This is a genomic window from Streptomyces sp. NPDC041713 (genome assembly GCF_055591085.1).
In genome coordinates this window covers 938412-961516 of sequence record NZ_JBVIZY010000002.1, presented here as the reverse complement: position 1 = coordinate 961516, position 23105 = coordinate 938412, and the positions used below count along the sequence as shown (strand labels likewise).

Below are 23105 nucleotides of genomic sequence, written 5' to 3'. Positions count from 1 at the left end.
TGTCAGGGATGCGGAAGCGCTCCGGTCGGGCCACGCTGGTGCCATGACCGCGATGATCGGGCAAGGCACCAGCCACACCGAGGGCACCACCCAGCACCTGCACTACGAGCTGCACCTTCCCCACCCTGTGGACAAGGTCTGGGCGGCGGTGGCCACCCCGGAGGGACTGCCGGGGTGGCTGGCCGCCGCCGATGTGTTCGAGCCCCGGCTCGGCGGCGCCGTCACCCTGCGCTGGCTCAACGGTGAACCGGACGCCGTCCACTCCGGGCAGGTCACCGCCTGGGACCCGGAGGTGATCGCCGAGTACACCGTCGACCTGCACGGCCGGTGCCGGTTCCACCTCGAACCGGCCGAGGGCGCCGCGGTGGGGACCGGCGACGGGGACGCGACCACGCTGCGCTTCAGCAACGAGTTCGAGGGCGACGACGGGCTGCGGCTCGACTGTCTCGCCGGGTGGCACGACCACTTCGGCTTCCTGGTGGACGCGCTCGACGGGCGGCCCATGGACTGGTCGACGTGGCGCCAGGACCGGTGGCGCCGGCTCCGGGAGGCGTACGAGGCCGCCAGCGCCTGACCGGCGGCCCGTACGCGGCCGTCAGCCGCCGACCCGCAGCAGCAGCTTGCCGGTGGTGGTCCTGCCGCCCATCAGCCGGTGCGCCTCGGCCGCCTCCTCCAGGGGGAACTCGGCGGTCACCGGCAGGGTGACCGTGCCGTCCGCCACCAGCCGGAACGCCCGCTCGGCGACCGCCCGCAGCGCCCCCGGGTCGTTTTGGGCCAGCGTCAGGATGGAGAACGCCGAGACCGTGTGCGCGCCGGGGAACAGGTCGGACTGGCCCACCGCCCACGGCCCGGCCCCGCCCGCGTTGCCGTAGGAGACGAGGCGGCCGAAGGCGGCGAGCGCCTCCAGCGAGCTCCGGAACGTGTCGCCGCCGACCGGATCCAGTGCCAGGTCGACGCCGCGGCCCCCGGTGGCCCGGCGCGCCTCATCGGCGAAGCCTGGGCCGCGGCCGTCGTCCACGAACACCTCGTCGTAGCCGTGCCGCAGCGCGTACTCCGCCTTGGCGGCGCCCGAGACGACCCCGTACACCGTGGCGCCCGCCGCCTTCGCCAGCTGCCCGGCGACGGTGCCGACGCCGCCCGCGGCGCCGTGCACGAGCACGCTCTCGCCCGCCCGCAGGCGGCCCACCTCGTGCAGCAGCGCGTGCGCGGTCGGCACCACGGTCGGCAGGGTGGCGGCGGTGCGCGGGTCGACGCCGTCGGGGAGGGCGAAGACGGTGGCCGCGTCGGCGAGGACGACCTCGGCGTAGGCGCCGCCCTCGGTGAGCGCCGCGACCTGCTGGCCGGGGCGGAGCGTGGTGACGCCCGCGCCGACCGCGCGGATCCGGCCGGAGACCTCCAGGCCGGGCACGAAGGGCAGGGCGGGCACACGGTAGCCGTCGGAGCGTGCCTTGAGGTCGGCGAAGTTCACGCCGGTGTAGGCGACGTCGACGGTGACCTGGCCGGGGCCGGGCTCGGGAGCCTCGGCGTCGGCCGACTCCAGGACCTCGGGGCCGCCGGTCTGCCGGAAGTGGATGGTACGCATGACGGAGTACCCCTCGCCGGAAAAGTGTTCAACGGAAAGCGAACACTCGGGAGTGTATGGTTTTCATCGAACACTCGGCAAGGGTGAGAGCGGAAGAAGAGGAGGGCGGTCATGGTGAGCCACCGCGCGGCGCCGGTGCACACGCACCCCGACGACGTCTCCGTGCAGGGCGCGCTGGCCGCGCTCGCCGACCCCGTACGGCTTTATCTGGTACGGGAGTTGGCCTCCTCCGGCGACTGGACGCGGGCCTGCGGCAGCTTCGACGTCACCGTCGGCAAGGCCGCCCTGAGCCACCACTTCGCGACCCTGCGCGCGGCGGGCCTGGTCGAGCAGCGCGACGAGGGCGCCAGGCGCGTCAACCGCCTGCGCCGCGCGGAGTTCGACGAGCGCTTCCCGGGGCTCCTCGCGCTGGTACTGAGGGGCGACTGAGGGAGCAGACCGCGCCCGGCGCGCGGCCGAACCCCACGGCGGACCGCCCCTGGCCCGCTCAGCCCTCGCCGTCCGCCACCGCGATCGCGTCCAGCTGCCCCCGCAGATAGACGTGCGAGTCGACGCCCCGGACGTCCGTGCCCGGGTCGCACTCGTAGAAGTACACGAGCGACATCAGCTCCTCGGCGGGCAGCTCGGCGGGCGGCGGCAGGACCCGGTGGCGGCCCGACTGCCAGCGGGCGTCCGTCCAACGCGCCATCAAGTCACCGATGTTGACCGTGAGGGCCGCCGGGTCGAACGGCGCGTCCTGCCAGCCGCCGTCGTCCGTGAACACCTGGAGCCCGCCCCGCCCCGCCTCCCGGTCGAGCACCGTCACCGTGCCGAAGTCGGTGTGCGGGCCGATGCGGAACTGGCCCGGCTCGGGCGCGCCCACCCGCTCCCGCCCCGGGTACCAGTTGATGTTGAAGCCCCAGGTGGGGTGGCCGGTGTGCCGGGTGAAGAAGTCCTCGCCCGCGCCGAGCGCGACACCGAGGAGCTCCAGGAGGCGGTCGCAGAGCGCGCGCATCCGCCGCAGGTACTCCTCGACGGGGTCCCGCAGTCCGGGCGCCTCGGCCGGCCAGGTGTTGGGCGCGAACCACTCGGCGTCCACCGCCGGATCCCCCGTCGGCTCGTCCGCCGCGAACGACAGCGACTCCTTCAGGTCCGGGGGCGCGTCCGTGCCCTCCGCGTACGCGTTGGCCTCGGCCCCGGGGCCGAGCCAGCCCCGGTCGCCCACCCGCACCGCGTACCGCCGCTTCGCCTCGGCCGGCAGCCGGAAGAAGCCGCGGGCGGACTCCCTGATCGCCGCGCGCAGGGCCGGGTCGACGCCATGTCCGGTGACGAGCAGGAACCCGGCGCTGCGCAGGGCGTCGTCGACCGTGCGTGCCGTCCGTGCGCGGGCCTCGGCGTCGCCGGACAGCCACGGCCGCAGGTCGACCGTCGGAATGCGGGATGTGTTGCTCGTGTCGGCGCTCATGCCGGCCATGGTGCCCACGCACGCCGCCCGTCAGGCCTCATCGACGGCGCCGATGGAGCCATCGGGAGGACGCCCCGGCAGCGCGTGGACCGGCGCGTGCGCCCGCTCGTAGCTTCGTCGGCATGACAACGACCGCAGCGCACAAGTCCTCCGAGCGCACGGGCACCGCCCAGCTCACCGCCGCGATGGTGCTCTCCGGCACCCTCGGGATCTTCGTCGTCGAGTCCGGCGCGTCGGCGTTCGACGTGGTGTTCTTCCGCGTCCTGTTCGGCGCCCTCGCCCTCGGCACGTACGCCGCCGCCCGCGGCTACTTCCGCGACCACGGCCTCACCCCCAAGAAGCTCGGACTCGCCGCGCTGGGCGGCGTGTTCATCGTCTTCAACTGGGTGTTCCTCTTCTCGGCGTACGAGGCCACCTCGATCTCCCTGGCCACCGTCGTCTACCACACACAGCCGTTCTTCCTGGTGCTGCTCAGCGCGGTCGTGCTGCGCGAGCGGCTGACCCGCCCGCAACTGGGCTGGCTGGCGGCCGCGTTCGCGGGGCTCGTGCTGGTCTCGGGGGTGCGGCCGGGCGACGCGGGGTCGCTCGCCGGCATCGGCCTGGCGCTGCTCGCCGCCGTCCTCTACGCCCTGTCCACCCTCGTCACCAAGCGCGTCACCGGCGTACGGCCGCACCTGATCGCCCTCGTCCAGGTCCTCGTCGGCATCCCGCTGCTGCTGCCCTTCACCGACTTCGGCGCGATGGGCGGCACCGGCACCGGATGGGCCTGGCTCGCCGGACTCGGCGTGATCCACACCGGCCTGATGTACGTCCTGATGTACGCGGCGTACGCCAAGCTGCCCACCGCCAAGATCGCCGTGCTCGCCTTCACCTACCCGGCCGTCGCGATGGTCGCCGACTGGGCGGTCTACGGCCACCACATCGGACTCGTCCAGGCACTCGGCGTCCCGCTGATCGTCCTCGCGAGCCTCAAGGTCACCCTGGCGCGGGCGAGCCACCCTGCTCCCGTACGAGCCGCACGGCCTGCTCCACGAACAGCCGCACCTGCGGCGCGAGACGCTTCCCCGACCGCCACGCGAGCTGCGTCCACAAGGTGAACGGCGGCTCCCACGGCAGCCGTACGAGGGTGCCGTCCGCCAGCTCCCGCGCCACCGCCACGGCCGGGAGCAGCGCCACGCCGAGGCCGCCCGCCACGCCCTGCTTCGTCGCCTCGATGGTGCCGAACTCCATGAAGGAGACCCCGTGCGGAACGACGGAGCCGAGCTCCAGCTCGAACAGGTCGCGGTACGCGCAGCCCGGCTCGGTAGCGAGCAGCGCCCCCTCGGCCAGCTCGGCCGTGGTCAGCGCGGCGCGGCCGGCCAGCGGGTGCGCGGCGGCGGCGACCAGGGCCAGCGGCTCCTCGGCGAGCACCTCGGTCTCCAGGCCGGGGTGCGCCCGCTCGCCCTCCATGAGGAAGCCCACGTCGTACGTGCCCTGCCGCAGCGCTTCCTTCGTGGCGTCACCGATCGTCGTACGCAGCGAGAGCCGCACGCCGGGATACCGGTGGTGGAAGAGTTCCAGCAGCGGCGGCAACCGATAGGACGTCAACGACTCCATCGTGCCGACCGCGATCGTGCCGGACGGCTCGTCGGCGCCGGCGACCGCGGCCCGTGCCTCGTCGGCGAGTTCGATGATCTGCCGGGCGTAGGGGAGCAGCCGCTCGCCCGCCTCGGTGAGGCGGATGCGGCTGCCGAGCCGGTCGAAGAGCTCCGCGCCGAGCGAGGTCTCCAGGGCGCGGATCTGGCTGGTGACGCTGGACTGGGCGTACTTCAGCTCGGCGGCGGCGCGGGTGAAGCTGAGGACGGCGGCGACCTTCTCGAAGGTCACGAGCAGCCGCAGTTCCACGGTCCGTCAGCCCTCGCCCTTGTCGCGCCGGTCGCGCCGGTCGTCGTCCGGGTCCGGGTCCTCGTCGCGCAGGGACTTCAGGAACTCCGGGTTGTCGTCCGGCGCCACCCACCGGGTGCTGCCGCCGCGGCCCCGCCCGCCGATGCCGCCGCCCGCGCCGGGCGCCTGGCGCACCTTGCCGGTGACGAGCCAGGCGACCGGGCCGAGCAGCACCTCGCCGAAGAGCAGCACGATGATGACCCACACCACCTTGGGCAGATGCCTGACCTCCTTCTCCGGAGTGTTCAGGACATCGATGAAGGCATAGATCCACACCGCCAGGACCAGCAGGAACGGCAGATACCTGAGCATGGTGGCGCGATCCCCCAAGCGGTGGCGGCGGGTGGCGTGCGTGCCCCCGGTGACGGGGCCAGGGTAGCCGGTGCCGGATACTGGAACGCATGGCTTACGACGATCTTCGCTCCCTGCTCCGGGCACTGGACCGCGAGGGCGATCTCAAGCGCATCAAGGCCGAGGTCGACCCGTATCTGGAGGTCGGCGAGATCACCGACCGCGTCCAGAAGGCCGGCGGCCCCGCGCTCCTCTTCGAGAACGTCAAGGGCTCCGCGATGCCCCTGGCCATGAACGTGTACGGGACGGACCGCCGGCTCCTGAAGGCGCTCGGCCTGAAGTCGTACGGCGAGATCAGCGAGAAGATCGGCGGTCTGCTCAAGCCGGAGCTGCCGCACGGCTTCGTCGGGGTGCGCGAGGCGTTCGGCAAGCTCGGCGCGATGACGCACGTACCGCCGAAGAAGGTGAAGTCCGACAACGCGCCCGTCCAGGAGGTCGTCCTCACCGGCGACGACGTGGACCTGGAGCAGCTGCCGGCGCTCTTCACCTGGCCCGAGGACGGCGGCTCCTTCTTCAACCTGGGCCTGACCCACACCAAGGACCCCGACACCGGGGTGCGCAACCTCGGCCTGTACCGGCTGCAGCGCCACGACAAGCGCACCATCGGTATGCACTGGCAGATCCACAAGGACAGCCGCAACCACTACCAGGTGGCCGCACGGCGCGGCGAGAAGCTGCCCGTCGCCATCGCCTTCGGCTGCCCGCCCGCCGTCACGTACGCCTCCACGGCGCCGCTGCCCGGCGACATGGACGAGTACATGCTGGCCGGGTTCATCCAGGGCAAGCGGGTGGAGATGGTCGACTGCAAGACGGTCCCGCTCCAGGTGCCCGCGCACGCCGAGGTCGTCATCGAGGGCTGGCTGGAGCCGGGCGAGATGCTCCCCGAGGGCCCCTTCGGCGACCACACCGGCTTCTACACGCCGCAGGAACCGTTCCCCGCCCTGAAGATCGACTGCGTGACGATGCGGAAGCGGCCGCTGCTGCAGTCCATCGTGGTCGGCCGCCCGCCGACGGAGGACGGCCCGCTGGGCCGCGCGACGGAGAGGTTCTTCCTCCCTCTGCTCAAGGTGATCGTCCCGGACATCGTGGACTACCACCTGCCGGAGTCCGGCGGCTTCCACAACTGCGCGATCGTCTCGATCGACAAGAAGTACCCCAAGCACGCGCAGAAGGTCATGCACGCCATCTGGGGCGCGCACATGATGTCGTTGACGAAGCTGATCGTCGTGGTGGACAAGGACTGCGACGTACACGATCTGCACGAGGTGTCCTGGCGCGCGCTCGGCAACACCGACTACGCCCGCGACCTCACCGTCGTCGAGGGCCCCGTCGACCACCTCGACCACGCCTCCTACCAGCAGTTCTGGGGCGGCAAGGCGGGCATCGACGCCACGAAGAAGCTGCCCGAGGAGGGCTACACCCGGGACGGCGGCTGGCCGGAGATGGTCGAGTCCGACCCGGAGACGGCGGCGAAGGTCGACCGCCGCTGGAAGGAGTACGGACTCTCGTGAGTTCAGCATCAGCCGCGCTGCCGCAGCCCGGACGCACCAAGGCCTTCCTGCGGCTCGTCATGATCGAGCACTCGGTGTTCGCGCTGCCGTTCGCCTACATCGCCGCGCTCACCGCGATGTTCCGCCTCGACGGCAACATCCACTGGGGGCGGCTGCTCCTGGTCACCGTCTGCATGGTGGGCCTGCGCACCTTCGCGATGGCCGCCAACCGGGTCATCGACCGCGAGATCGACGCCCGCAATCCGCGCACCGCCCACCGCGAACTGGTCACCGGCGCGGTGTCGGTGAAGTCCGCGTGGACCGGCGCGCTGATCGCGCTCGTGGTCTTCCTCGGCTCGGCGGCCCTGCTCAACCCGCTCTGCCTGGCGCTCGCGCCGGTCGCGGTGATCCCGATGGTGGTCTATCCGTACGGCAAGCGGTTCACGAACTTCCCGCAGGCGATCCTCGGCATCGCCCAGGCCATGGGGCCCGTCGGCGCCTGGATCGCGGTCACCGGCGAGTGGTCGGGCCGGGCCGTCATCCTCGGCCTCGCGGTCGGCATCTGGATCGGCGGCTTCGACCTGATCTACGCCTGCCAGGACGTGGAGACGGACCGCGAGGTCGGCGTGAAGTCGGTGCCCGCGCGGTTCGGCATCCCGGCCGCCATCCGGGGCGCGCGCGCCTGCCACTTCGTGACCACGGCACTGCTCGTCTGGTACGCCGCGGCCACCGACGCGGGCGTCTTCTTCTGGCTCGGCCTCGCGATCGTCGCGGGTGCCTTCGGCTACGAGCACTCCATCGTGAAGCCGCACGACCTGTCCCGGCTGAACCGCGCCTTCTTCCAGGTGAACGGGTTCATCGGGATCGCCCTGTTCGCGTGCGCGCTGCTCGACCTGCTCGTACGCGGCCTCACTGTCTGAAACGCCGACGGATAGGCTTCACAGCGTGAACCCAGGAGATACGCAGCGTAGGCCTTGGATCGTGGGGGTGTCGGGCGCCTCCGGGACGCCGTACGCCGCGGCCGTGCTGCGCGCGCTGCTAGCGGCGGGCGAGAGCGTGGACCTCGTCGTCTCGCGCGCCTCGCGGCTGACCCTGCTCGACGAGACGGGCATCGCCTTCCGTGACGCGCACTGGCGGGACGACCTGCGGCACTGGCTGGCGCGCGGCGCCGACGGCAAGCCGGGGGTGTTCGACGCCGACGTGTCCGACGTGCGGTACTGGGCCGCCGGCGACCTGGCGGCGGGGCCGTCGTCGGGGTCGTACGCGACGAAGGGGATGCTGATCGTGCCGGCGTCCACGGCGTGTGTGGCCGGGGTGGCGCTGGGGCTCTCGAAGGACCTGCTGCAGCGGTCGGCGAGCGTGACCCTGAAGGAGGGCCGGCGGCTCGTGGTCTGCGTACGGGAGACGCCGCTGAACGGTCAGACGCTGAAGCATCTGGTGAGCCTGGACGAGGCGGGCGCGATCGTGCTGCCCGCCTCACCGGCGTTCTACGCGGGGGCGACGCACATCCAGGATCTGGTGGACTTCGTCGCCGGGCGGGTCCTCGACGCGGCACGCGTGCCGCACGAGCTGTACCGCCGCTGGAAAGGGGAGCTGGGGGGCGCTTCCCGTGCCGACTGAGCGCCCCGCAAGGGGCGCGGGGAACTGCGCGAGCAACCACGACGAACCCGCAGCCGGCACCGTCCCCAACCCCAACGGCGGGACTACCGCTTCTTGGCGCCCCGAGGCTTCTTGGCGGCCCTACGCGGCGCCGCAACATTCGCACGCGAGCGGTTGGCCAGGTCCTGGAGCTCGCGCATGCGGGCGTAGGCCATCTCGATCGAGTACACGGGTGACTCACTCCTGAAGGATCGTCGTTGATCGGCTGAGATTGAGAAAGATTCACAGGGGCTAGACCCTGTTACGCCTTAGATTCTACACATAGACTCGCGGTATCGCTGAATAATGAAAGGCATCGCACCTATGGACGCCGTGGACAGGCAGCTCATCCAGGCCCTGCGGGAGAACGGCCGCGCCTCGTACGCCGAACTCGGGCGGCTCGTGGGCCTCTCCGGGCCCAGCGTCACGGACCGGATCAACCGCCTCGAAGCGGCCGGTGTCATCACGGGGTACCGCGCGACCGTCGACTCCGCCTCGCTCGGCCTCGGCGTCATCGCCCTCATCGGCATCTCGCTCTCCGACGCCGCCGACCACGAGGACGTGGCGCGCCGCCTGAAGGACCTGCACGAGATCGAGGACTGCTGGTTCATCGCGGGCGACGACTCGTACATGCTCAAGGTCAGGGCCACCGACGTGGACGGCCTGGAGAAGACGATCCGCAGGCTCAGCGGCACCCGCGGCGTCTCGCGCACGCGGACCACGATCGTGCTCTCCACCAAGTGGGAGAACCGGGTCGGCGAACTCCCCGAGGAGGAAGAGGCGTCGTAGCGGCGCGGGAGGTGGTCCCCGTCCGGCTCGGGCGGGGGCGTACGGTTGGCGGAGTTTGTCGTAGGTCGTAGGGAGAGGTAAGGACCAGGCATGGACGCAGGTCTCAAGCGCGAGCTCGAGCAGAAGGTCCGGGACGGGGAGCGGCTGTCCCGCGAGGACGGCATCGCGCTCTACGAGTCGGACGACCTGGCCTGGCTCGGCGGCCTCGCCCACGAGGTGCGCACGCGCAAGAACGGCGACGTCGTGCACTTCAACGTCAACCGCCACCTCAACATGACGAACGTGTGCACCGCGTCCTGCGCGTACTGCTCCTTCCAGCGCAAGCCGGGCGAGAAGGACGCGTACACGATGCGCATCGAGGAGGCCGTCCGGCTCGCCAAGGCGATGGAGGGCGAGAACCTCACCGAGTTGCACATCGTCAACGGCCTGCACCCGAACCTGCCGTGGCGCTACTACCCGCGCTCGCTCAGCGAGCTCAAGAAGGCGCTCCCGGACGTCTCCCTGAAGGCCTTCACGGCCACCGAGATCCACCACTTCGAGACGATCTCCGGCATGTCGGCATCCGACATCCTGGACGAACTGATCGAGGCCGGCCTGGAGTCGCTCACCGGCGGCGGCGCGGAGATCTTCGACTGGGAGGTGCGCCAGCACATCGTCGACCACCGCACCCACTGGGAGGACTGGTCGCGCATCCACCGGCTCGCGCACGAGAAGGGTCTCAAGACCCCCTGCACGATGCTGTACGGCCACATCGAGGAGCCCCGTCACCGGGTCGACCACGTGCTTCGGCTGCGCGAACTCCAGGACGAGACCGGCGGGTTCCAGGTCTTCATCCCGCTGCGCTACCAGCACGACTTCGTGGACATGAAGGACGGCAAGGTCAGGAACCGCCTCCAGGCGCGCACGACCATGGCGTCGGGCGCCGAGGCCCTGAAGACCTTCGCGGTCTCGCGCCTGCTCTTCGACAACGTCCCGCACGTCAAGGTCTTCTGGGTCATGCACGGCCTGCAGACGACGCAGCTCGCGCTGCAGCACGGCGCCGACGACATGGACGGCTCGGTCGTCGAGTACAAGATCACGCACGACGCGGACAACTTCGGCACGCCGAACAAGCTGACCCGCGAGGACCTGCTCGACCTGATCCGCGAGGCGGGCTTCCGCCCGGTCGAGCGGAACACGCGCTACGAGGCGATCCGGGAGTACGAGGGTCCCGACCCGCTGCTGCGGGAGACGCCGCAGGCGATGCGGGTCTGACCCGCCCGCTGTGCACGACGCGCGAGCCCCGGCCTCTTCGGCCGGGGCTCGTCGCGTTGTCCGGGGCTCTTCGGCTCCTCGGCCGGGGGCGTCGCGTCGTCCGGCATGCGGAATGTGGTTGAGGCGGGCGATCGGTAATAGTTAATCTGCCTCTATGGCACTTACCTTCACCCTGGACCCGGAGATCGACCCCGCCCTCCGCGACGGAGTCCTCGCGCTATGGGCCGACGTGTCCAACGCCGGCGGAGCCGTCGGATTCGTCCCGCCCGTCACCGTCGACGACATCCGCCCGGAGTGGGTCAAGCGCCTCACCGAGCTGAGCGAGGGACGCACCCGGCTGCTCGTCGGGCACGACGAGGAGGGCGCCGTCGCCGCGACCGCGTTCCTCACGTACACCCAGCACCGCCTGATGAAGCACTGGATCTGGCTGTACGTGGTGATGGTCCACCCGCGCCACCAAGGCAAGGGGTATGGCCGCGACCTGATGGCCGCCGCCGCGGACGCCGCCCGCGGCATGGAGGGCATGGAGGCGATCCGGCTCACCTGCCGCGGCGGCACGGGTGTGGACCGCTTCTACGCCTCCTGCGGATACAAGGAGGTCGGGCGGGTGCCCGGCGCCATCCGGGTCGCGCCCGGCGACGACCGCGACGACATCACGATGCTGCTGCCGCTCGGCTGAGGGGGCGTGCGCGAGGGGCTCCCACCCCCTTGCCGGACGCGGCTCCTCCCGTGCTTCACTGGAGGGGCTCGTCCTACTCGGGCCCCTTTCGGAACGGAAGAGTGGATTGACATGCTCCGCTACACGCTGATGCGCCTCGGGATCTTCGTGGGTTGCTTCTTGGTCGTCTGGGGCCTGGTCTACTCCGAGATCCTGCCGCGCGGCCTCGGCGACTCGAACCTGCTGTGGGTGCTGCTGCTCTCGCTGGTCGTCTCCGCGCCCATCAGCTTCGTGGTGCTGCGCAAGGAGCGCGACCGCGCCTCGGCGGACGTCGTCGCCCGCGTGGACCGCGCCAAGGCGAACCTGGAGGCGAACCGCACCCAGGAGGACGAGGCGGACGACGCGGCGCGGACCTCGTAAGGTTCGTCACACACTTCTCGGGACCCCGGTTCCGGAGCGCACTGCTCCGGGGCCGGGGTTCCGTGCGTCGTGGGGGAGTTGGGGATGCGCTCGTCGCCGCCGACGCGGGGGCAACCCTTCCGTCTGCCTCAAACAAGACCTTTGATGATCTCAAAGTACAAGTGTTAACGTGTTCGACATGAAGACAGCAGCAGCGCACCACCACGCCGTGAGCGTCCCGCTCGTGGCGCGCCTGCATGTCGACCTCTGCCGCTGCATGTCCGCGGCCTGTCACATCTGAACGTGACCCCCGCTGCAGCGGCCCCGCTGACCCTTCGCGGTCGCCGCTCCCGTACGTCCCCCTCCCCCTGACTTTCCTCACCGGAGTGTGTCCGTGTCCGCGAATTCCGCGACGCCCGCCGACAAGGCCGGCCAGCCCGAGAAGCCCCAGTCCGGCTTCCGGATACCCAAGTTCCTCAAGATCCCCTTCTGGGCGCAGATCCTCGGCGGACTGGTGCTCGGCGTCCTGCTCGGCTGGATCGCCCGCAACCAGGACGTCGACTGGCTCGTCACCACCCTCTCCAAGGTCGGCGACACCTTCATCGGCCTGCTGAAGCTCGCGGTCGCCCCGCTCGTCTTCTTCGCGATCCTGGTGTCGATCACCAACCTGCGGAAGGTCAACAACGCCGCGCGGCTCGCCACCCGCACGCTGCTGTGGTTCATGATCACGTCGCTGATCGCGGTGGCCATCGGCCTCGCCATCGGCCTGCTCACCAACCCCGGCTCCGGCACCGGCCTCACCCCGAAGGACGGCAAGGCGCCCGACCACGCGGGCTCCTGGATCGACTTCCTGACCGGGATCATCCCGACGGACGTCGTCACGCCGTTCACCGAGCTGAACGTCCTGCAGATCGTCTTCATGGCCGCCGTCGCCGGCATCGCCGTCCTGAAGATCGGCGACAAGGCGAAGCCGATCCTGGAGCTGAGCGAGTCGGTCCTCGCGCTGCTGCAGAAGGCCCTGTGGTGGGTCATCAAGCTCTCCCCGATCGGCACCATCGGCCTCATCGGCTTCGCCATCGCGGACTACGGCTGGAACCTCATCAGCAAGTACGCGACGTTCACCGCGGACATCTACATCGGCTGCGCGCTGGTCCTCTTCGGCGTCTACCCGCTGCTGCTCGCCACCGTCGCCAAGGTCAACCCGCTGCAGTTCTTCAAGGGCGCCTGGCCCGCGATCCAGCTGGCCTTCGTCTCCCGCTCCTCGGTCGGCACCATGCCGATCACCCAGAAGGTCACCGAGCGGCTCGGCGTCCCGAAGGAGTACACGTCCTTCGCGGTGCCCTTCGGCGCCACGACGAAGATGGACGGCTGCGCCGCCATCTACCCGGCCATCGCCGCGATCTTCGTCGCGCAGATCTTCGACGTCCACATGGGCGTCAAGGAGTACCTGCTCATCGCCTTCGTCTCGGTCGTCGGCTCGGCCGCGACGGCGGGCCTGACGGGCGCGACGGTCATGCTGACGCTGACCCTCTCCACGCTCGGCCTCCCGATGGAGGGCGTGGGCCTGCTCCTCGCCATCGACCCGGTCCTGGACATGATGCGCACGGCGACGAACGTCGCCGGCCAGGCGCTGGTGCCGGTGATCGTCGCCGCCCGCGAGAAGATCCTGGACCGCGAGGCGTACGAGAACGCGTCGGCGGCTTCGCTGGACGAGTTCGCCGAGGCGCCGTCGTCGAACCCGGTGCCTGCCGTCGCCTGACGTTTCCGGCCCCCTCGCACCGCGCCCCGCATCCGGATGTCTCCGATGCGGGGCGTGTCGCGTGTGCGGGAGTTCCGGGGGTGGTTCAGGGCGAGAGTTCTGGCGTGGCTGTCCCTGGCGTGACGTCCGGAATCCGCGCGTTTCGTGGGGTCACTGAGGACCGCGGTTCTTGTCCCCGCGAGGTTTGCGCGGCGCCCTCCCCCAGGGGCCGGCGGGCCGTTCTTGCCGCAGCCTCGACACGAATTCCGCGCGCGTCAGGACAGTTCGTGGCTGGGGGCGCAGGGTCGAGTCCGCGTCCCAGGGGTCCATATGCGTCCATCCGAACCCACGGACCACCTCGTCGTAGACCGGCGCGAAGTCCGCACCGACCAGGTCCGGCATCCGATGGCGGAACCGGCGGACACGGGCGACGAAGTCCGCGGGCAACGGCACGTGATACGCCTCCAGATAGTGCGCGAAGTCCGCGCGCCATACCCACAGGCCGTCGGTGACAAGGGACGAGCAGCCGGACGTGTGCCGGTGTACCTCACCCGTGAGGACGTCGACCCCTGCCTCCATGAAGTACGTGAGGTGATGACCGACGTCCAGATACTCCACGATCTGGGCTTCGTCCGGTTCGCCGGACGCTCGCACCTGGGCCTCCAGCGGTCCTGCGGCCAGCTCGCCGGAGTGACCGAAGTCAGCGAAGAAACCGAGCAACTTCAGCATGCCCACCCTCCCGGCTCCATCAGTCGAGGCGAGCATACGCACGACCGGTACCAGGTTGTTGCCGGGTGCGTGGGGTTTCCGGTAATCGTGCCTCCGCTCTCGATGACCGTACGCTGACGGGTGATACGGACAGCGTGGAAAGGCGGGGGCCGGGGTGGGTGAGGCGGGTGTGAAGCGGCGGCAGAAGAGGATGCCGCGGGCCGTCCGGGAGCAGCAGATGCTGGACGCGGCGGTGCGGACGTTCGGGCAACGGGGGTACCGGGCCGCCTCCATGGACGAGATCGCGGAGCTCGCCGGGGTCTCCAAGCCGCTCGTGTATCTGTACCTGAACTCCAAGGAAGAGCTCTTCAGCGCCTGCATCCGGCGGGAGGCGGACGCGCTCGTCGCGGCGGTGCGGGAGGGGGCGAGCGGGGTCGCCGCGGCGGGGGAGCCGGCGGACCGGCAACTGTGGGACGGGCTGCGGGCGTTCTTCACGCACACCGCCGAACGGCCCGACGGGTGGGCCGTGCTGCACAGTCAGGCGCGGACGCAGGGGGAGCCGTTCGCCGCGGAGGTCGCCGCGATGCGGGAGGAGATCGTCGCGTTCGTGACGTCGCTGATCGCGGACGCGGCACGCTCCGCGCACGGTGATCCCTCGTTGCGGGATCGCGAGGTCGCGGGTCTCGCGCAGGCGTTGGTGGGGGCGGCGGAGTCGTTGGCGGGGTGGGCCAACACGGATGGGTCGGTCTCGGCGAGGGAGGCGGCGGCGACGCTCATGAACTTCGCGTGGGCGGGGCTTGGGGGTCTGATGGAGGGGCGGCGCTGGGTTCCCGCGTGAGGGTGCCGGTGAGGTGGGGTTTGCCTGTGGAGGAGCGGAGTTCGAAGGCGGAGGGGCCGTGTGCGGTGTACGTGACCGTGGACGGGAGGGGGACGGGGGCCTTGAACTCCGCCTTGAGGTAGGCGGCTCCGTCGCCTGTGTTTCCGCTCCCGTGTTCCGCTGTGCAGCGGGCGATGGTCCACATGCCGTGGGCGATGGCGCGGGGGAAGCCGAAGGGGCGGGCGGTGAGGGGGTGCAGGTGGATGGGGTTGCGGTCGCCGCTGATGGCGGCGTAGCGGCGGCCGAGATCGGCGGGGAGAGGCCAGTCGGTGTCGGTTCCGGGAGATGTGGGTGTGAGCGTGGGTGTGGGCGTGGGCTGGGCGGGGGTGTTGGGCTTCGGGGTGTTGGTCTTGTGGCGTGCGAGATAGGTGCTGCGGGAGTGCCAGAGGAGTTCGCCGTGGAGGCTGGCTTCGGTGGTGAGGGTGGCTTCGGTGCCGCGGTGGTGGGGGGCCAATGCCTCGGTGTGGACGGTGAGTTGGAGTTGCTCGGATCCTGAGGCGGTACGGGGGAGGGGGCGGTGCTGGGTGATCTCGATGGAGGTGTGGACCAGGCCGAGGAGGGGGAGCGGGAAGTCGCGGGCGGCCATCAGGCGCAGGGCCAGGGGGAACGCGAGGATGTGCGGGTACGTGAGGGGGAGCGCGTCTCCGCCCCCGAAGCCGCAGAGGGCCTCGTAGGCGGCGAGGTGGTGGGGGTCGGGGGTGGTGGTGAGGGCGAGACGGGTGGAGGGCGGGACGGCGTCGGGGCGGGGTCGTTTGAGGGGCGAGAGGAGGGCGGCGCGGAGGAGGGTGAGGGGGAGGGGGATGGGCATGAGGGCAACTTTCGTCGCGGGGTAAACGGGTGGGTGGGTGGGGAGGATCCGCCGCGGAGCGGCGGGCTTGGGGGCGCGGGGAGAGGGCGGCGCGGGGCCACCCATGAGCGGCTCGCGCCCCGGGGTGCGGTAAGGAGGCGGCGCGGGGTCACCCGTATTGGACCTTTGCCCGCCGCTAGGCGCCTAGCAGGCTCTGGCCGCACACCCGTACCGTCTGGCCGTTCACGCCCCCCTGTGCCAGCCAGGACGTCGTCTCCGCCACGTCCACGGGGTGGCCGCCCTGCACCAGGGAGTTCATGCGGCGACCCGCCTCGCGGATGAGCACCGGCACCGCCGCCGTCATCTTCGTCTCGATGAAGCCGGGGGCCACCGCGTTCACCGTCACCCCGTACTCCGCCAGCGCCCGCGGCCCCAGCGAGCGGACGAAGCCGATCACGCCGGCCTTGCTGGCGGCGTAGTTCGTCTGGCCCGCGTTGCCCGCGATCCCGGCGATCGAGGCCGTGGCGACGATCCGGCCCCCGGGCCGGAACGCGTCCGCCTTGAGCAGCGCGTCCGTCGTGGTGAGCACCGCCCCGAGGTTCACGTCGATGACCTGCTCCCAGCGGTCCCGCCCCATGTTCGCCAGCTTCCGGTCCCGCGTGATGCCCGCGTTGTGGACGAGGATGTCGACGCAGCCGTCCGGCAGCGCCGCGACGATCCGTTCGCCCGCGTCCGGCGCCGTGATGTCGAGGGGCAGCGCCGAGCCGCCGAGGCGGTCCGCGACGCGGGCCAGGTCCTGACGGGCCGAGGGGACGTCGAGGAGTACGACCGTGGCGCCGTCCCGCGCCAGGACCTCCGCGACCGCCTCGCCGATGCCGCGCGCCGCGCCCGTCACCAGGGCGGTGCGGCCCGCCAGCGGGCGGTCCCAGTCCGCGGGCGCCGCCACCGTCTCGGCGGGGCCGGTCTCGATCACCTGGCCGGTCACGTAGGCCGACTTGGGGGAGAGGAGGAAGCGCAGGGTCGACTCGGCCGTCGCTATCGGGCCGGAGACACGGACGAGCGAGGCGGTGCGGCCCCGGCCCAGCTCCTTGGCCAGCGAGCGCGTGAACCCCTCCAACGCCTGCTGCGCGGCGGCCTGGTGGTGGTCGGACTCGTCCGGCGGGGAGCCGAGCAGTACGACACGGCCGTTGTCCGCCACCTTGCGCACCACCGGGTGCAGGGCCTCATGGACCTCGGCCAGTGCCCGTGTGTCCCGTATCGCCGTCGCATCTAGGACAACTGCCTTGGGGGAGGCCGCGGTTGAGCTGGGTGTGTGGCCCGTTGACTTCAGGAGGGTCGGGAGGTCCTTGGCGTAGGGGGAGTCGCCTGCCGTCAGGAGGAGCAACTCGCCGCCCAGGGACGGGTGTTCGCGGCTCCAGCGGTGCAGCCGCGCCGGCTGGGGGAGGCCCAGGCGGCGGGTGAGGAAGCGGCCGGGCGCCGTGGCGGTGAAGGTCAGGTAGCGGTCGGCCATTGTCCAACTCCCAGCTCGGTCGTAAATTTACTTCCGAGTAAGGTTACTCAAGGGTCAGGAGCTGGTCGAGACATGAGTCTTCCCTCTGTGCGCCGGGTCGCCGTGGTGGGCGGCAGTCGCATACCGTTCGCGCGGTCCGACGGGCCGTACGCCGCCGCCTCGAACCAGGAGATGCTGACCGCCGCCGTCGACGCCCTCGTGGAGCGGTACGGGCTCCACGGGCCGGGCGACGTGGGGGAGTTCGTCGCCGGCGCCGTGCTCAAGCACAGCCGGGACTTCAACCTCGCCCGCGAGGTCGTCCTCGGCTCGGCCCTCGACTCCCGTACCCCCGCCTTCGATCTGCAACAGGCCTGCGGCACCGGGCTCCAGGCCGTCGTCGCCGTCGCCAACAAGGTCATGCTCGGCCAGCTCGCATCGGGCGTCGCCGGCGGGGCGGACACGGCGAGCGACGCGCCCCTCGGGGTCAACGACGAGCTGCGCAGGATCCTGCTGGCCGCGCGCCGGGCCAGGACGTTCGGGGGGCGGCTGCGGGCCGTGGGGCGGGTGCGCCCCCGCCATCTCGTACCGGACATCCCGCGCAACGCCGAACCCCGCACCGGTCTCTCCATGGGCGAGCACGCCGCGGTGACCGCCCGCGCGTGGGGCATCTCGCGCGCGGCGCAGGACGAGCTCGCGGCCGCCAGTCACCAGCGGCTCGCGGCGGCGTACGAGCGGGGGTTCATGGACGATCTCGTCGTACCGTTCCGCGGGCTCGCGCGGGACCAGAACCTGCGGCCGGGGTCGACCGTGGGCGCGCTCGCCCGGCTGAAGCCCGTCTTCGGCACCGGTGCGCCGGACGCGACGATGACCGCGGGCAACTCCACCCCGCTGACGGACGGCGCCGCCGTCACCCTGCTCGCCAGCGAGGAGTGGGCCGCGGCGCGGGGGCTCGAACCGCTCGCGTACCTCGTCGCCTGTGAGAGCGCGGCGGTGGACTTCGTCCACGGGGATGTCGCCGGGGACGGTGACGGGCTGCTGATGGCACCCGCGTACGCGGTGCCCCGGATGCTGGAGCGCGCCGGGCTCGGACTCGGCGACTTCGACTTCGTGGAGGTGCACGAGGCCTTCGCCTCGCAGGTGCTCGCCACGCTCGCCGCCTGGGAGGAGCGGGGGCTCGGCGCCGTGGACCGGGCGCGTCTGAACGTCGCCGGGTCGTCGCTCGCCACCGGTCACCCGTTCGCGGCGACCGGCGCCCGGATCGTCGCCACCCTCGCCAAGCTGCTCGCCGAGCGGAGGCGGCCGGGGCGTGGGCTCATCTCCATCTGTGCGGCGGGTGGGCAGGGGGTCACGGCGATCCTGGAGCGGGACTGAGGGGGCCTGGCTTGTCACGGAGAGTAGTGGGGGTGCGCGTACGGTCACCCTGCGCTGAACGGGCGAGGGGCTCGGGGCGCCCTTAGGGTGAGCGAGGGGCATACCCAGGGAGGTTGCCGTGCGTGGAGCTGGTGCCATAGCCCGAGTCACCGTGCTGGCCGTCGTGGGAGCGGGAGTGCCGGGCCTGGCCTCGGCCGCCGCGGCCGCCGACGGTGGCGGCAGCGGACGGCCCGACCTGTCGCGCTACTACACGCAGAAGATCAAGTGGGCCGCGTGCAAGGGCGGCACCGAGGCCATGGCGGAGGCCACGGGCGGGGCCAAGGACTTCCGGTGCGGGCACGTCTCCGTACCGCTCGACTACGCGAAGCCCGGCAGCGGAAGCGTCGACGTCGCGATGATCCGGCTGAAGTCCAGCGCGAGCGGCAAGCCCCGCGGGTCCCTGCTCCTGAACTTCGGCGGCCCCGGCGGGCCCGGTGTCTCCGCGCTCGCCGGCGCGCAGAAGGAGTTCGACTTCCTGAGCAAGGAGTACGACATCGTCTCCTTCGACCCGCGCGGAGTGGGCCTGAGCGAGCCCGTCAGCTGCGGCGACGCCGAACAGGGCGCCGACCCCACCGGTGGGGACCCGGACGACCCGGCCGCCGTCCTGAAGGAGCTGCGCAAGGTCGCCGAGGAGTGCGAGAAGCGGTCCGGGCCCGTCCTGGAGCACATGGGGACCGTCAACGTCTCGCGCGACATGGACGTGATGCGGCAGGCCCTCGGCGACAAGAAGCTCAACTACCTGGGATTCTCGTACGGGACGCGGCTCGGCGCCGTCTACGCCGCCCAATTCCCGAAGAAGGTCGGGCGGATGACGCTGGACGGCGTGGACACGCTGACCGAGCCCGTCGCCGCGCAGTCCCTCGCCACCGCCGAGGGCCGGCAGACGGCCCTCGACAACTTCATCGCCTGGTGCACCGGGAACGCCGGATGCGTCTTCGGCACCGACTCCCGCTCCGCGCGGGACAGCATGGTCAAGATCGTCGAGCAGCTGGACGAGATGCCGCTCCAGTCCATGGACGGCCAGGAGTTCACCGGCCAGGACGTCGTCGGCGTTCTCAGCCAGGCGCTGTACAGCAGGCAGGCCTGGCCCGCGCTGTCACAGGCGCTGGGCGCGCTGCTCGCCGACGGGGACCCGCGGGCGCTGATCCGGATGAGCGGCGGGCTGCCGGGCGGGGTGCTGCCCGGCGGGGCCGCGGGCGACCTGTCCGGCGACGAGGTGCCCGCGGACAACCTGACCGCCGCCCTCATGGGCGTGAACTGCGCCGACGACCCCGACCGGCCCGACGCCGCCCACCTCGAGAAGGAGATCGGCAGGCTCCAGAAGGAGTTCGACGAGGCGTCGCCGGTCTTCGGCAAGTCGATGATGATGCCGGTCCTGCTGTGCTTCGGCCGGCCGGCCGGGACCCGCTACATCCGGGACGACGTACGGGACGTGAAGACGCCGAAGCTGCTGCTCGTCGGCACGCGGGGCGACCCGGCCACGCCGTACCGGTGGACGGAGGAGACCGCGCGCCGGCTCGGGCCGCAGGCCGTCGTCCTGGACAACAAGGGTGACGGGCACACCGGTTACCTCGGCTCCAAGTGCGTGCAGGAGAAGGTGGACGGGTTCCTGCTGTACGGGGAGATGCCTAAGAACGGGAGTTCTTGCGCGGCTGAGTGAGGGGCCGGGTGGTGGGGGGCAGGTCGGGTTCCGTGTTTCGGGTTCGGTGTCAGGTCAGGTTCAGCATCGCCTTCTCGTCCGGGGTGCCGGGCGGGGCCTGGTAGACCACCAGGCGCTGGCCGCCCGTACGCGCCAGTGTCATCACCTCGTACGTGAGGGTCATCGCGCCGACGTCCGGGTGCTCGAACGACTTGGTGCCGCCGCCGCGCTCGCACACGTCGTACCGCTCCCATATGCGGGCGAACTCGGTGGATTTCAGCAGGAGTTCGCCGACCAGGTTCTGCAGTTCGGGCGAGTCCGTGTCGGTGCCGCCGATCGCGCGCAGGTGTGACACCGACTTTGCGACGGTCGCCTCCCACGGCTGGTACAGGACGCGGCCCACGGGGTGCAGGAAGAGGTAGCGGAGGACGTTGCGCTGCTCGTCGGGCCAGTCCCAGAGGCCGGGGAGCAGGGCCTTGCCGGGGGCGTTGGCGGCCAGCATGTAGCTGTGCCTGCTCACCACGTACGCGGGGAGCGGGGCCACCGCGTCCAGCATGCGGAGGGTGGACTCGCGCACCGTGTGGTCGGCCGTGGGGTGCGGCTCCGTGAGGCGGCCGGAGGCCAGTTCGGCCAGGTCGCGCAGGCGGTCGTGGGCGTCGCCCGTCAGGCGCAGGGCGCGGGCGAGGGCGTCGATGACGGGGGGCGAGGGGTTCGTCTCGCGGCCGCGCTCCAGGCGCGTGTAGTAGTCGACGCTCACGCCCGCCAGGGTGGCGAGCTCCTCGCGGCGCAGGCCCGGGGTGCGGCGCAGGCCGGTGCCGGCCGGGAGGCCCGCCTCGGCGGGGGTCACGCGGGCGCGGCGGGCGCGGAGGTAGCGGCCGAGTTCCGTGCCGGTGCCGGTGCCGGCGGCTTGGGCGGTGGGGGCCGCGGGGGGCGCTTGGCTCGCTGGGGTGGCCGGGGTGCTTTCCGTCATGCCGCCATTGTCCCTGGCGGGGGTTCGGTGTGGGGGGCTGTGTCAGGGCCAGGAACGTGGGACCCCGGTGAGGTGCGGCCTGCCACGGTGGGCGCGTTCGGCGCAGAGTAGGGGGTGTCCGGACGGCACGGTGGTCCGGGGCCCAGGTGGCGGTCTCGCCGGCCGCGGCCTCGGTGACCGTTGCTGTCCGGCGGTTCTCTTCGCCGCTCCGCGGCGGGGCCGTTGCGCCGCACCCGTTGTGAGCGCACACCCCGCCGCTCCGCGGCGGCACTCCTGTCCGTCCGCTTACTCGTTGCGCCGCACCGTCGCGGGGCGATTGCTTCGCCGCTCCGCGGCGGGTTTCCCGCCCGCCCACCCGTTGCTCCGCACCGTCGCGGGGTCGATCACACGTCACCGTAGGAGCCAGCCCCATGTCCCTCGCCCCGCCCCCGAGCCCGCCCGTCAAGGGTCGGTCCTCCTCGCTCGCCCTCGTCGCCTCCCTCCTCGGCTTCACCGTCATCACCATCGACGTCACCGCCGTGAACATCGCGCTGCCCGACATCCGGGCCACCCTGCACGGCGGCATGGCGGGGCTGCAGTGGGTCGTGGACGCCTACACCCTCATGTTCGCCGCACTGATGCTGTCCGCCGGTGCGCTCGCCGACCGGGCGGGGGCGCGGCGGGCGTACGCCTGGGGCGTCGGGCTCTTCACCGCGGCCTCGCTGGCCTGCGCCCTCGCCCCCGGCATCGGCGCGCTGATCGCCGCACGCGTCGCCCAGGGCGCCGGCGCCGCCATCGTGATGCCCGCGTCCCTCGCGCTGATCCGGCAGGCCTACGACGACCCGCGCCGCCGTGCCCGCGCCATCGCGCTGTGGACGGTGGGCGGATCCGTGGCCGTCGCGGTCGGCCCGGTACTCGGCGGCATCCTCACCGAGAGCGCGGGATGGCGCTCGGTCTTCCTGCTCAACCTGCCCGTCGGCGCCGTGATCCTCGCCCTGCTGGCCCGCACCGCGCCCTCGCCGCGCCGGCCCGCGCCGCTCGACCTCGCCGGTCAGGTGACCGCCGTCCTCACCCTCGCGGGGCTCGCGTTCGCGGTCATCGAGGGCGGGCACCTGGGGTGGACCAGCGCGCCCGTGCTCGGCGCCTTCGCCGTGGCGCTCGCCTCCGGCATCGGCTTCCACGCCGCCGAGAAGCGGCACCCCGCGCCGATGGTCCCGCTCGCTCTGCTGCGCCGCCGGCCGGTCTCGGTCGCCCTAGCCGTCGGCTTCGCCGTCAACGCCGGGTTCTACGGCGTGACCTTCCTCCTCGGCCTCTACTACCAGCAGTTGCGCGGCATGTCGGGCGTCGAGGCAGGGCTGATGTTCGTGCCGCTCGCCGTGTTCATCACCGCCACCAACCTCGTCTCGCCGCGCGCCGCCGAGCGGTTCGGCCGGCGCCGGGTCATCGTCATCGGGCAGGCGGTCCTCGCCCTCGCCATGTTCGTGCTGGTCCCGCTGAACGCCGGTACGCCGCTGTGGCTCGTCCTCGTCCTGCTCGTACCGACCGGCCTCGGCGGCGCCTTCGCCGTCCCCGCGCTCACCGCCCAGCTGATGGACAGCGTCCCCGGCGAGCGTGCGGGCACCGCGTCCGGTCTGCTCAACTCCCTGCGCCAGACGGGCGGCGCGATGTCCGTGGCCCTCTTCGGCGCGCTGCTCGCGGGTGGCGGCGGCGAGGGCGGGGGCGAAGGCGCCGCCGGGTTCTCGCTCGCCGGGATGCACACGGGGCTCGTCGTCGTGGGCGTCACCCTGTGCGTGACGACCGTGCTGGCCGCGTGGCTGCTGCCGCGTACGGAAACCGCGTCCAAGCCGGACCTGAAGGCGTCCTCGGAGGGCTCCTCCACGGCGGCCCCGAACTCGGGCTCGGAGTCGGACCCGAACTCGGGCTCCGAGTCCCACCTGAAGTCGGGCTCGGAGTTGGCCTCCGCCACCTCCTCGTGACGTA

The 23105-nt window shown here is 71.8% G+C and carries 23 protein-coding genes and 1 pseudogene; 15 read left to right on the top strand and 9 right to left on the bottom strand.

From position 1 onward, the window contains the following. Window positions 1-43: 43 nt before the first annotated feature. Window positions 44-574, top strand: a complete 531-nt coding sequence (locus ACZ6CV_RS09270; RefSeq protein WP_469250233.1) for an SRPBCC domain-containing protein — start codon at window positions 44-46, stop codon at window positions 572-574. Window positions 575-595: 21 nt separating this feature from the next. Here ACZ6CV_RS09270 and ACZ6CV_RS09265 read toward each other — a convergent pair whose 3' ends face one another. Then, window positions 596-1582 carry a quinone oxidoreductase family protein gene (locus tag ACZ6CV_RS09265; protein WP_469250232.1) on the bottom strand — a complete coding sequence of 329 codons (987 nt, stop codon included), beginning with the start codon at window positions 1580-1582 and terminating at the stop codon, window positions 596-598. Between the two features lie 111 nt (window positions 1583-1693). On the opposite strand from ACZ6CV_RS09265, the gene ACZ6CV_RS09260 reads away from it, so the two are divergent. Then, entirely contained in the window at window positions 1694-2011 is a 318-nt protein-coding gene (locus ACZ6CV_RS09260) for an ArsR/SmtB family transcription factor (protein WP_469250231.1), read from the top strand. A 58-nt stretch (window positions 2012-2069) separates the two neighbouring features. Here the strand turns inward: ACZ6CV_RS09260 and ACZ6CV_RS09255 are convergent, their stop codons facing one another. Then, window positions 2070-3026 carry an isopenicillin N synthase family dioxygenase gene (locus ACZ6CV_RS09255; protein ID WP_469250230.1) on the bottom strand — a complete coding sequence of 319 codons (957 nt, stop codon included), beginning with the start codon at window positions 3024-3026 and terminating at the stop codon, window positions 2070-2072. A 122-nt stretch (window positions 3027-3148) separates the two neighbouring features. Here ACZ6CV_RS09255 and ACZ6CV_RS09250 point away from each other — a divergent pair, with 122 nt between their 5' ends. Further along, window positions 3149-4123 carry a DMT family transporter gene (locus ACZ6CV_RS09250; RefSeq protein WP_469250228.1) on the top strand — a complete coding sequence of 325 codons (975 nt, stop codon included), beginning with the start codon at window positions 3149-3151 and terminating at the stop codon, window positions 4121-4123. Here ACZ6CV_RS09250 and ACZ6CV_RS09245 read toward each other — a convergent pair. Both ACZ6CV_RS09245 and ACZ6CV_RS09240 read right to left on the bottom strand, forming a co-directional pair. Beyond that, window positions 4020-4910 (bottom strand): annotated as a pseudogene (locus ACZ6CV_RS09245) (LysR family transcriptional regulator); the annotation flags it as partial. The gene ACZ6CV_RS09250 and the pseudogene ACZ6CV_RS09245 sit on opposite strands and share 104 nt — an antisense overlap. 6 nt (window positions 4911-4916) lie before the next feature. Continuing rightward, a complete protein-coding gene (locus tag ACZ6CV_RS09240) occupies window positions 4917-5261 on the bottom strand; it encodes a PLDc N-terminal domain-containing protein (protein WP_469250227.1) in 345 nt (114 codons plus the stop codon). A gap of 89 nt (window positions 5262-5350) precedes the next feature. On the opposite strand from ACZ6CV_RS09240, the gene ACZ6CV_RS09235 reads away from it, so the two are divergent. Genes ACZ6CV_RS09235 through ACZ6CV_RS09225 form a run of 3 tightly spaced genes read left to right on the top strand, consistent with a single transcriptional unit; the run spans window position 5351 to window position 8410 of the window. Beyond that, window positions 5351-6811, top strand: a complete 1461-nt coding sequence (locus ACZ6CV_RS09235) for a menaquinone biosynthesis decarboxylase (protein ID WP_355820148.1) — start codon at window positions 5351-5353, stop codon at window positions 6809-6811. Continuing rightward, entirely contained in the window at window positions 6808-7710 is a 903-nt protein-coding gene (mqnP, locus tag ACZ6CV_RS09230) for a menaquinone biosynthesis prenyltransferase MqnP (protein ID WP_469250226.1), read from the top strand. The genes ACZ6CV_RS09235 and mqnP overlap by 4 nt, the downstream gene beginning before the upstream one ends. 25 nt (window positions 7711-7735) lie before the next feature. Then, window positions 7736-8410, top strand: a complete 675-nt coding sequence (locus tag ACZ6CV_RS09225) for a UbiX family flavin prenyltransferase (protein WP_469250225.1) — start codon at window positions 7736-7738, stop codon at window positions 8408-8410. 83 nt (window positions 8411-8493) lie between these two features. Here the strand turns inward: ACZ6CV_RS09225 and ACZ6CV_RS09220 are convergent, their stop codons facing one another. Beyond that, entirely contained in the window at window positions 8494-8619 is a 126-nt protein-coding gene (locus ACZ6CV_RS09220; RefSeq protein ID WP_469250323.1) for a hypothetical protein, read from the bottom strand. A gap of 133 nt (window positions 8620-8752) precedes the next feature. On the opposite strand from ACZ6CV_RS09220, the gene ACZ6CV_RS09215 reads away from it, so the two are divergent. From ACZ6CV_RS09215 to ACZ6CV_RS09195, 5 genes are all read left to right on the top strand, one after another. Next, the gene (locus ACZ6CV_RS09215; protein WP_355820152.1) at window positions 8753-9217 is read left to right on the top strand and encodes an Lrp/AsnC family transcriptional regulator; all 465 of its coding nucleotides are present in this window, start codon (window positions 8753-8755) and stop codon (window positions 9215-9217) included. Between the two features lie 90 nt (window positions 9218-9307). After that, window positions 9308-10471, top strand: coding sequence for an aminofutalosine synthase MqnE (gene mqnE / locus ACZ6CV_RS09210; RefSeq protein WP_469250224.1), 1164 nt, complete (start codon window positions 9308-9310; stop codon window positions 10469-10471). A 154-nt stretch (window positions 10472-10625) separates the two neighbouring features. Next, entirely contained in the window at window positions 10626-11150 is a 525-nt protein-coding gene (locus tag ACZ6CV_RS09205; RefSeq protein WP_469250223.1) for a GNAT family N-acetyltransferase, read from the top strand. A 111-nt stretch (window positions 11151-11261) separates the two neighbouring features. Continuing rightward, window positions 11262-11549: a DUF4229 domain-containing protein gene (locus ACZ6CV_RS09200; RefSeq protein ID WP_469250222.1), complete on the top strand. Its 288-nt coding sequence runs from the start codon at window positions 11262-11264 to the stop codon at window positions 11547-11549. A gap of 373 nt (window positions 11550-11922) precedes the next feature. Then, on the top strand, window positions 11923-13287 hold the full coding sequence (locus tag ACZ6CV_RS09195) for a dicarboxylate/amino acid:cation symporter (protein WP_469250221.1): 1365 nt from the start codon (window positions 11923-11925) through the stop codon (window positions 13285-13287). A gap of 150 nt (window positions 13288-13437) precedes the next feature. Here ACZ6CV_RS09195 and ACZ6CV_RS09190 read toward each other — a convergent pair whose 3' ends face one another. Then, the gene (locus ACZ6CV_RS09190; protein ID WP_469250220.1) at window positions 13438-13995 is read right to left on the bottom strand and encodes a hypothetical protein; all 558 of its coding nucleotides are present in this window, start codon (window positions 13993-13995) and stop codon (window positions 13438-13440) included. Window positions 13996-14185: 190 nt separating this feature from the next. Between ACZ6CV_RS09190 and ACZ6CV_RS09185 the strand changes: the two genes are divergently transcribed. Continuing rightward, window positions 14186-14812: a TetR/AcrR family transcriptional regulator gene (locus ACZ6CV_RS09185; protein ID WP_358712913.1), complete on the top strand. Its 627-nt coding sequence runs from the start codon at window positions 14186-14188 to the stop codon at window positions 14810-14812. Here the strand turns inward: ACZ6CV_RS09185 and ACZ6CV_RS09180 are convergent. Together ACZ6CV_RS09180 and ACZ6CV_RS09175 are read right to left on the bottom strand one after the other, a co-directional pair. After that, window positions 14748-15659 (bottom strand): MaoC family dehydratase, encoded by a 912-nt coding sequence (locus tag ACZ6CV_RS09180; protein ID WP_469250219.1) that lies wholly within the window; start codon window positions 15657-15659, stop codon window positions 14748-14750. The two genes, ACZ6CV_RS09185 and ACZ6CV_RS09180, sit on opposite strands and share 65 nt — an antisense overlap. A gap of 175 nt (window positions 15660-15834) precedes the next feature. After that, window positions 15835-17148, bottom strand: a complete 1314-nt coding sequence (locus ACZ6CV_RS09175) for a 3-oxoacyl-ACP reductase (protein ID WP_469250218.1) — start codon at window positions 17146-17148, stop codon at window positions 15835-15837. A gap of 72 nt (window positions 17149-17220) precedes the next feature. On the opposite strand from ACZ6CV_RS09175, the gene ACZ6CV_RS09170 reads away from it, so the two are divergent. Both ACZ6CV_RS09170 and ACZ6CV_RS09165 read left to right on the top strand, forming a co-directional pair. Further along, window positions 17221-18498: an acetyl-CoA C-acetyltransferase gene (locus ACZ6CV_RS09170; RefSeq protein WP_469250217.1), complete on the top strand. Its 1278-nt coding sequence runs from the start codon at window positions 17221-17223 to the stop codon at window positions 18496-18498. 118 nt (window positions 18499-18616) lie between these two features. Next, on the top strand, window positions 18617-20197 hold the full coding sequence (locus tag ACZ6CV_RS09165) for an alpha/beta hydrolase (protein ID WP_469250216.1): 1581 nt from the start codon (window positions 18617-18619) through the stop codon (window positions 20195-20197). A 49-nt stretch (window positions 20198-20246) separates the two neighbouring features. On the opposite strand, the gene ACZ6CV_RS09160 is transcribed toward ACZ6CV_RS09165, so the two are convergent. Then, a complete protein-coding gene (locus tag ACZ6CV_RS09160; RefSeq protein ID WP_469250215.1) occupies window positions 20247-21146 on the bottom strand; it encodes a helix-turn-helix transcriptional regulator in 900 nt (299 codons plus the stop codon). Between the two features lie 410 nt (window positions 21147-21556). Between ACZ6CV_RS09160 and ACZ6CV_RS09155 the strand changes: the two genes are divergently transcribed. Further along, the gene (locus ACZ6CV_RS09155; RefSeq protein ID WP_469250214.1) at window positions 21557-23101 is read left to right on the top strand and encodes an MFS transporter; all 1545 of its coding nucleotides are present in this window, start codon (window positions 21557-21559) and stop codon (window positions 23099-23101) included. Window positions 23102-23105 lie beyond the last annotated feature (4 nt).

Bases quoted from the DNA above. Each gene is read 5' to 3' on its own strand.
- mqnE (WP_469250224.1), top strand. From the start codon at position 9,308: ATGGACGCAGGTCTCAAGCGCGAGCTCGAGCAGAAGGTCCGGGACGGG.
- ACZ6CV_RS09265 (WP_469250232.1), bottom strand. From the start codon at position 1,582: ATGCGTACCATCCACTTCCGGCAGACCGGCGGCCCCGAGGTCCTGGAG.
- ACZ6CV_RS09185 (WP_358712913.1), top strand. From the start codon at position 14,186: ATGCCGCGGGCCGTCCGGGAGCAGCAGATGCTGGACGCGGCGGTGCGG.
- ACZ6CV_RS09200 (WP_469250222.1), top strand. From the start codon at position 11,262: ATGCTCCGCTACACGCTGATGCGCCTCGGGATCTTCGTGGGTTGCTTC.
- ACZ6CV_RS09235 (WP_355820148.1), top strand. From the start codon at position 5,351: ATGGCTTACGACGATCTTCGCTCCCTGCTCCGGGCACTGGACCGCGAG.
- ACZ6CV_RS09270 (WP_469250233.1), top strand. From the start codon at position 44: ATGACCGCGATGATCGGGCAAGGCACCAGCCACACCGAGGGCACCACC.
- ACZ6CV_RS09240 (WP_469250227.1), bottom strand. From the start codon at position 5,261: ATGCTCAGGTATCTGCCGTTCCTGCTGGTCCTGGCGGTGTGGATCTAT.
- ACZ6CV_RS09250 (WP_469250228.1), top strand. From the start codon at position 3,149: ATGACAACGACCGCAGCGCACAAGTCCTCCGAGCGCACGGGCACCGCC.
- ACZ6CV_RS09215 (WP_355820152.1), top strand. From the start codon at position 8,753: ATGGACGCCGTGGACAGGCAGCTCATCCAGGCCCTGCGGGAGAACGGC.
- ACZ6CV_RS09170 (WP_469250217.1), top strand. From the start codon at position 17,221: ATGAGTCTTCCCTCTGTGCGCCGGGTCGCCGTGGTGGGCGGCAGTCGC.
- ACZ6CV_RS09190 (WP_469250220.1), bottom strand. From the start codon at position 13,995: ATGCTGAAGTTGCTCGGTTTCTTCGCTGACTTCGGTCACTCCGGCGAG.
- ACZ6CV_RS09205 (WP_469250223.1), top strand. From the start codon at position 10,626: ATGGCACTTACCTTCACCCTGGACCCGGAGATCGACCCCGCCCTCCGC.
- ACZ6CV_RS09255 (WP_469250230.1), bottom strand. From the start codon at position 3,026: ATGAGCGCCGACACGAGCAACACATCCCGCATTCCGACGGTCGACCTG.
- ACZ6CV_RS09180 (WP_469250219.1), bottom strand. From the start codon at position 15,659: ATGCCCATCCCCCTCCCCCTCACCCTCCTCCGCGCCGCCCTCCTCTCG.
- ACZ6CV_RS09160 (WP_469250215.1), bottom strand. From the start codon at position 21,146: ATGACGGAAAGCACCCCGGCCACCCCAGCGAGCCAAGCGCCCCCCGCG.
- ACZ6CV_RS09260 (WP_469250231.1), top strand. From the start codon at position 1,694: ATGGTGAGCCACCGCGCGGCGCCGGTGCACACGCACCCCGACGACGTC.
- ACZ6CV_RS09155 (WP_469250214.1), top strand. From the start codon at position 21,557: ATGTCCCTCGCCCCGCCCCCGAGCCCGCCCGTCAAGGGTCGGTCCTCC.
- ACZ6CV_RS09175 (WP_469250218.1), bottom strand. From the start codon at position 17,148: ATGGCCGACCGCTACCTGACCTTCACCGCCACGGCGCCCGGCCGCTTC.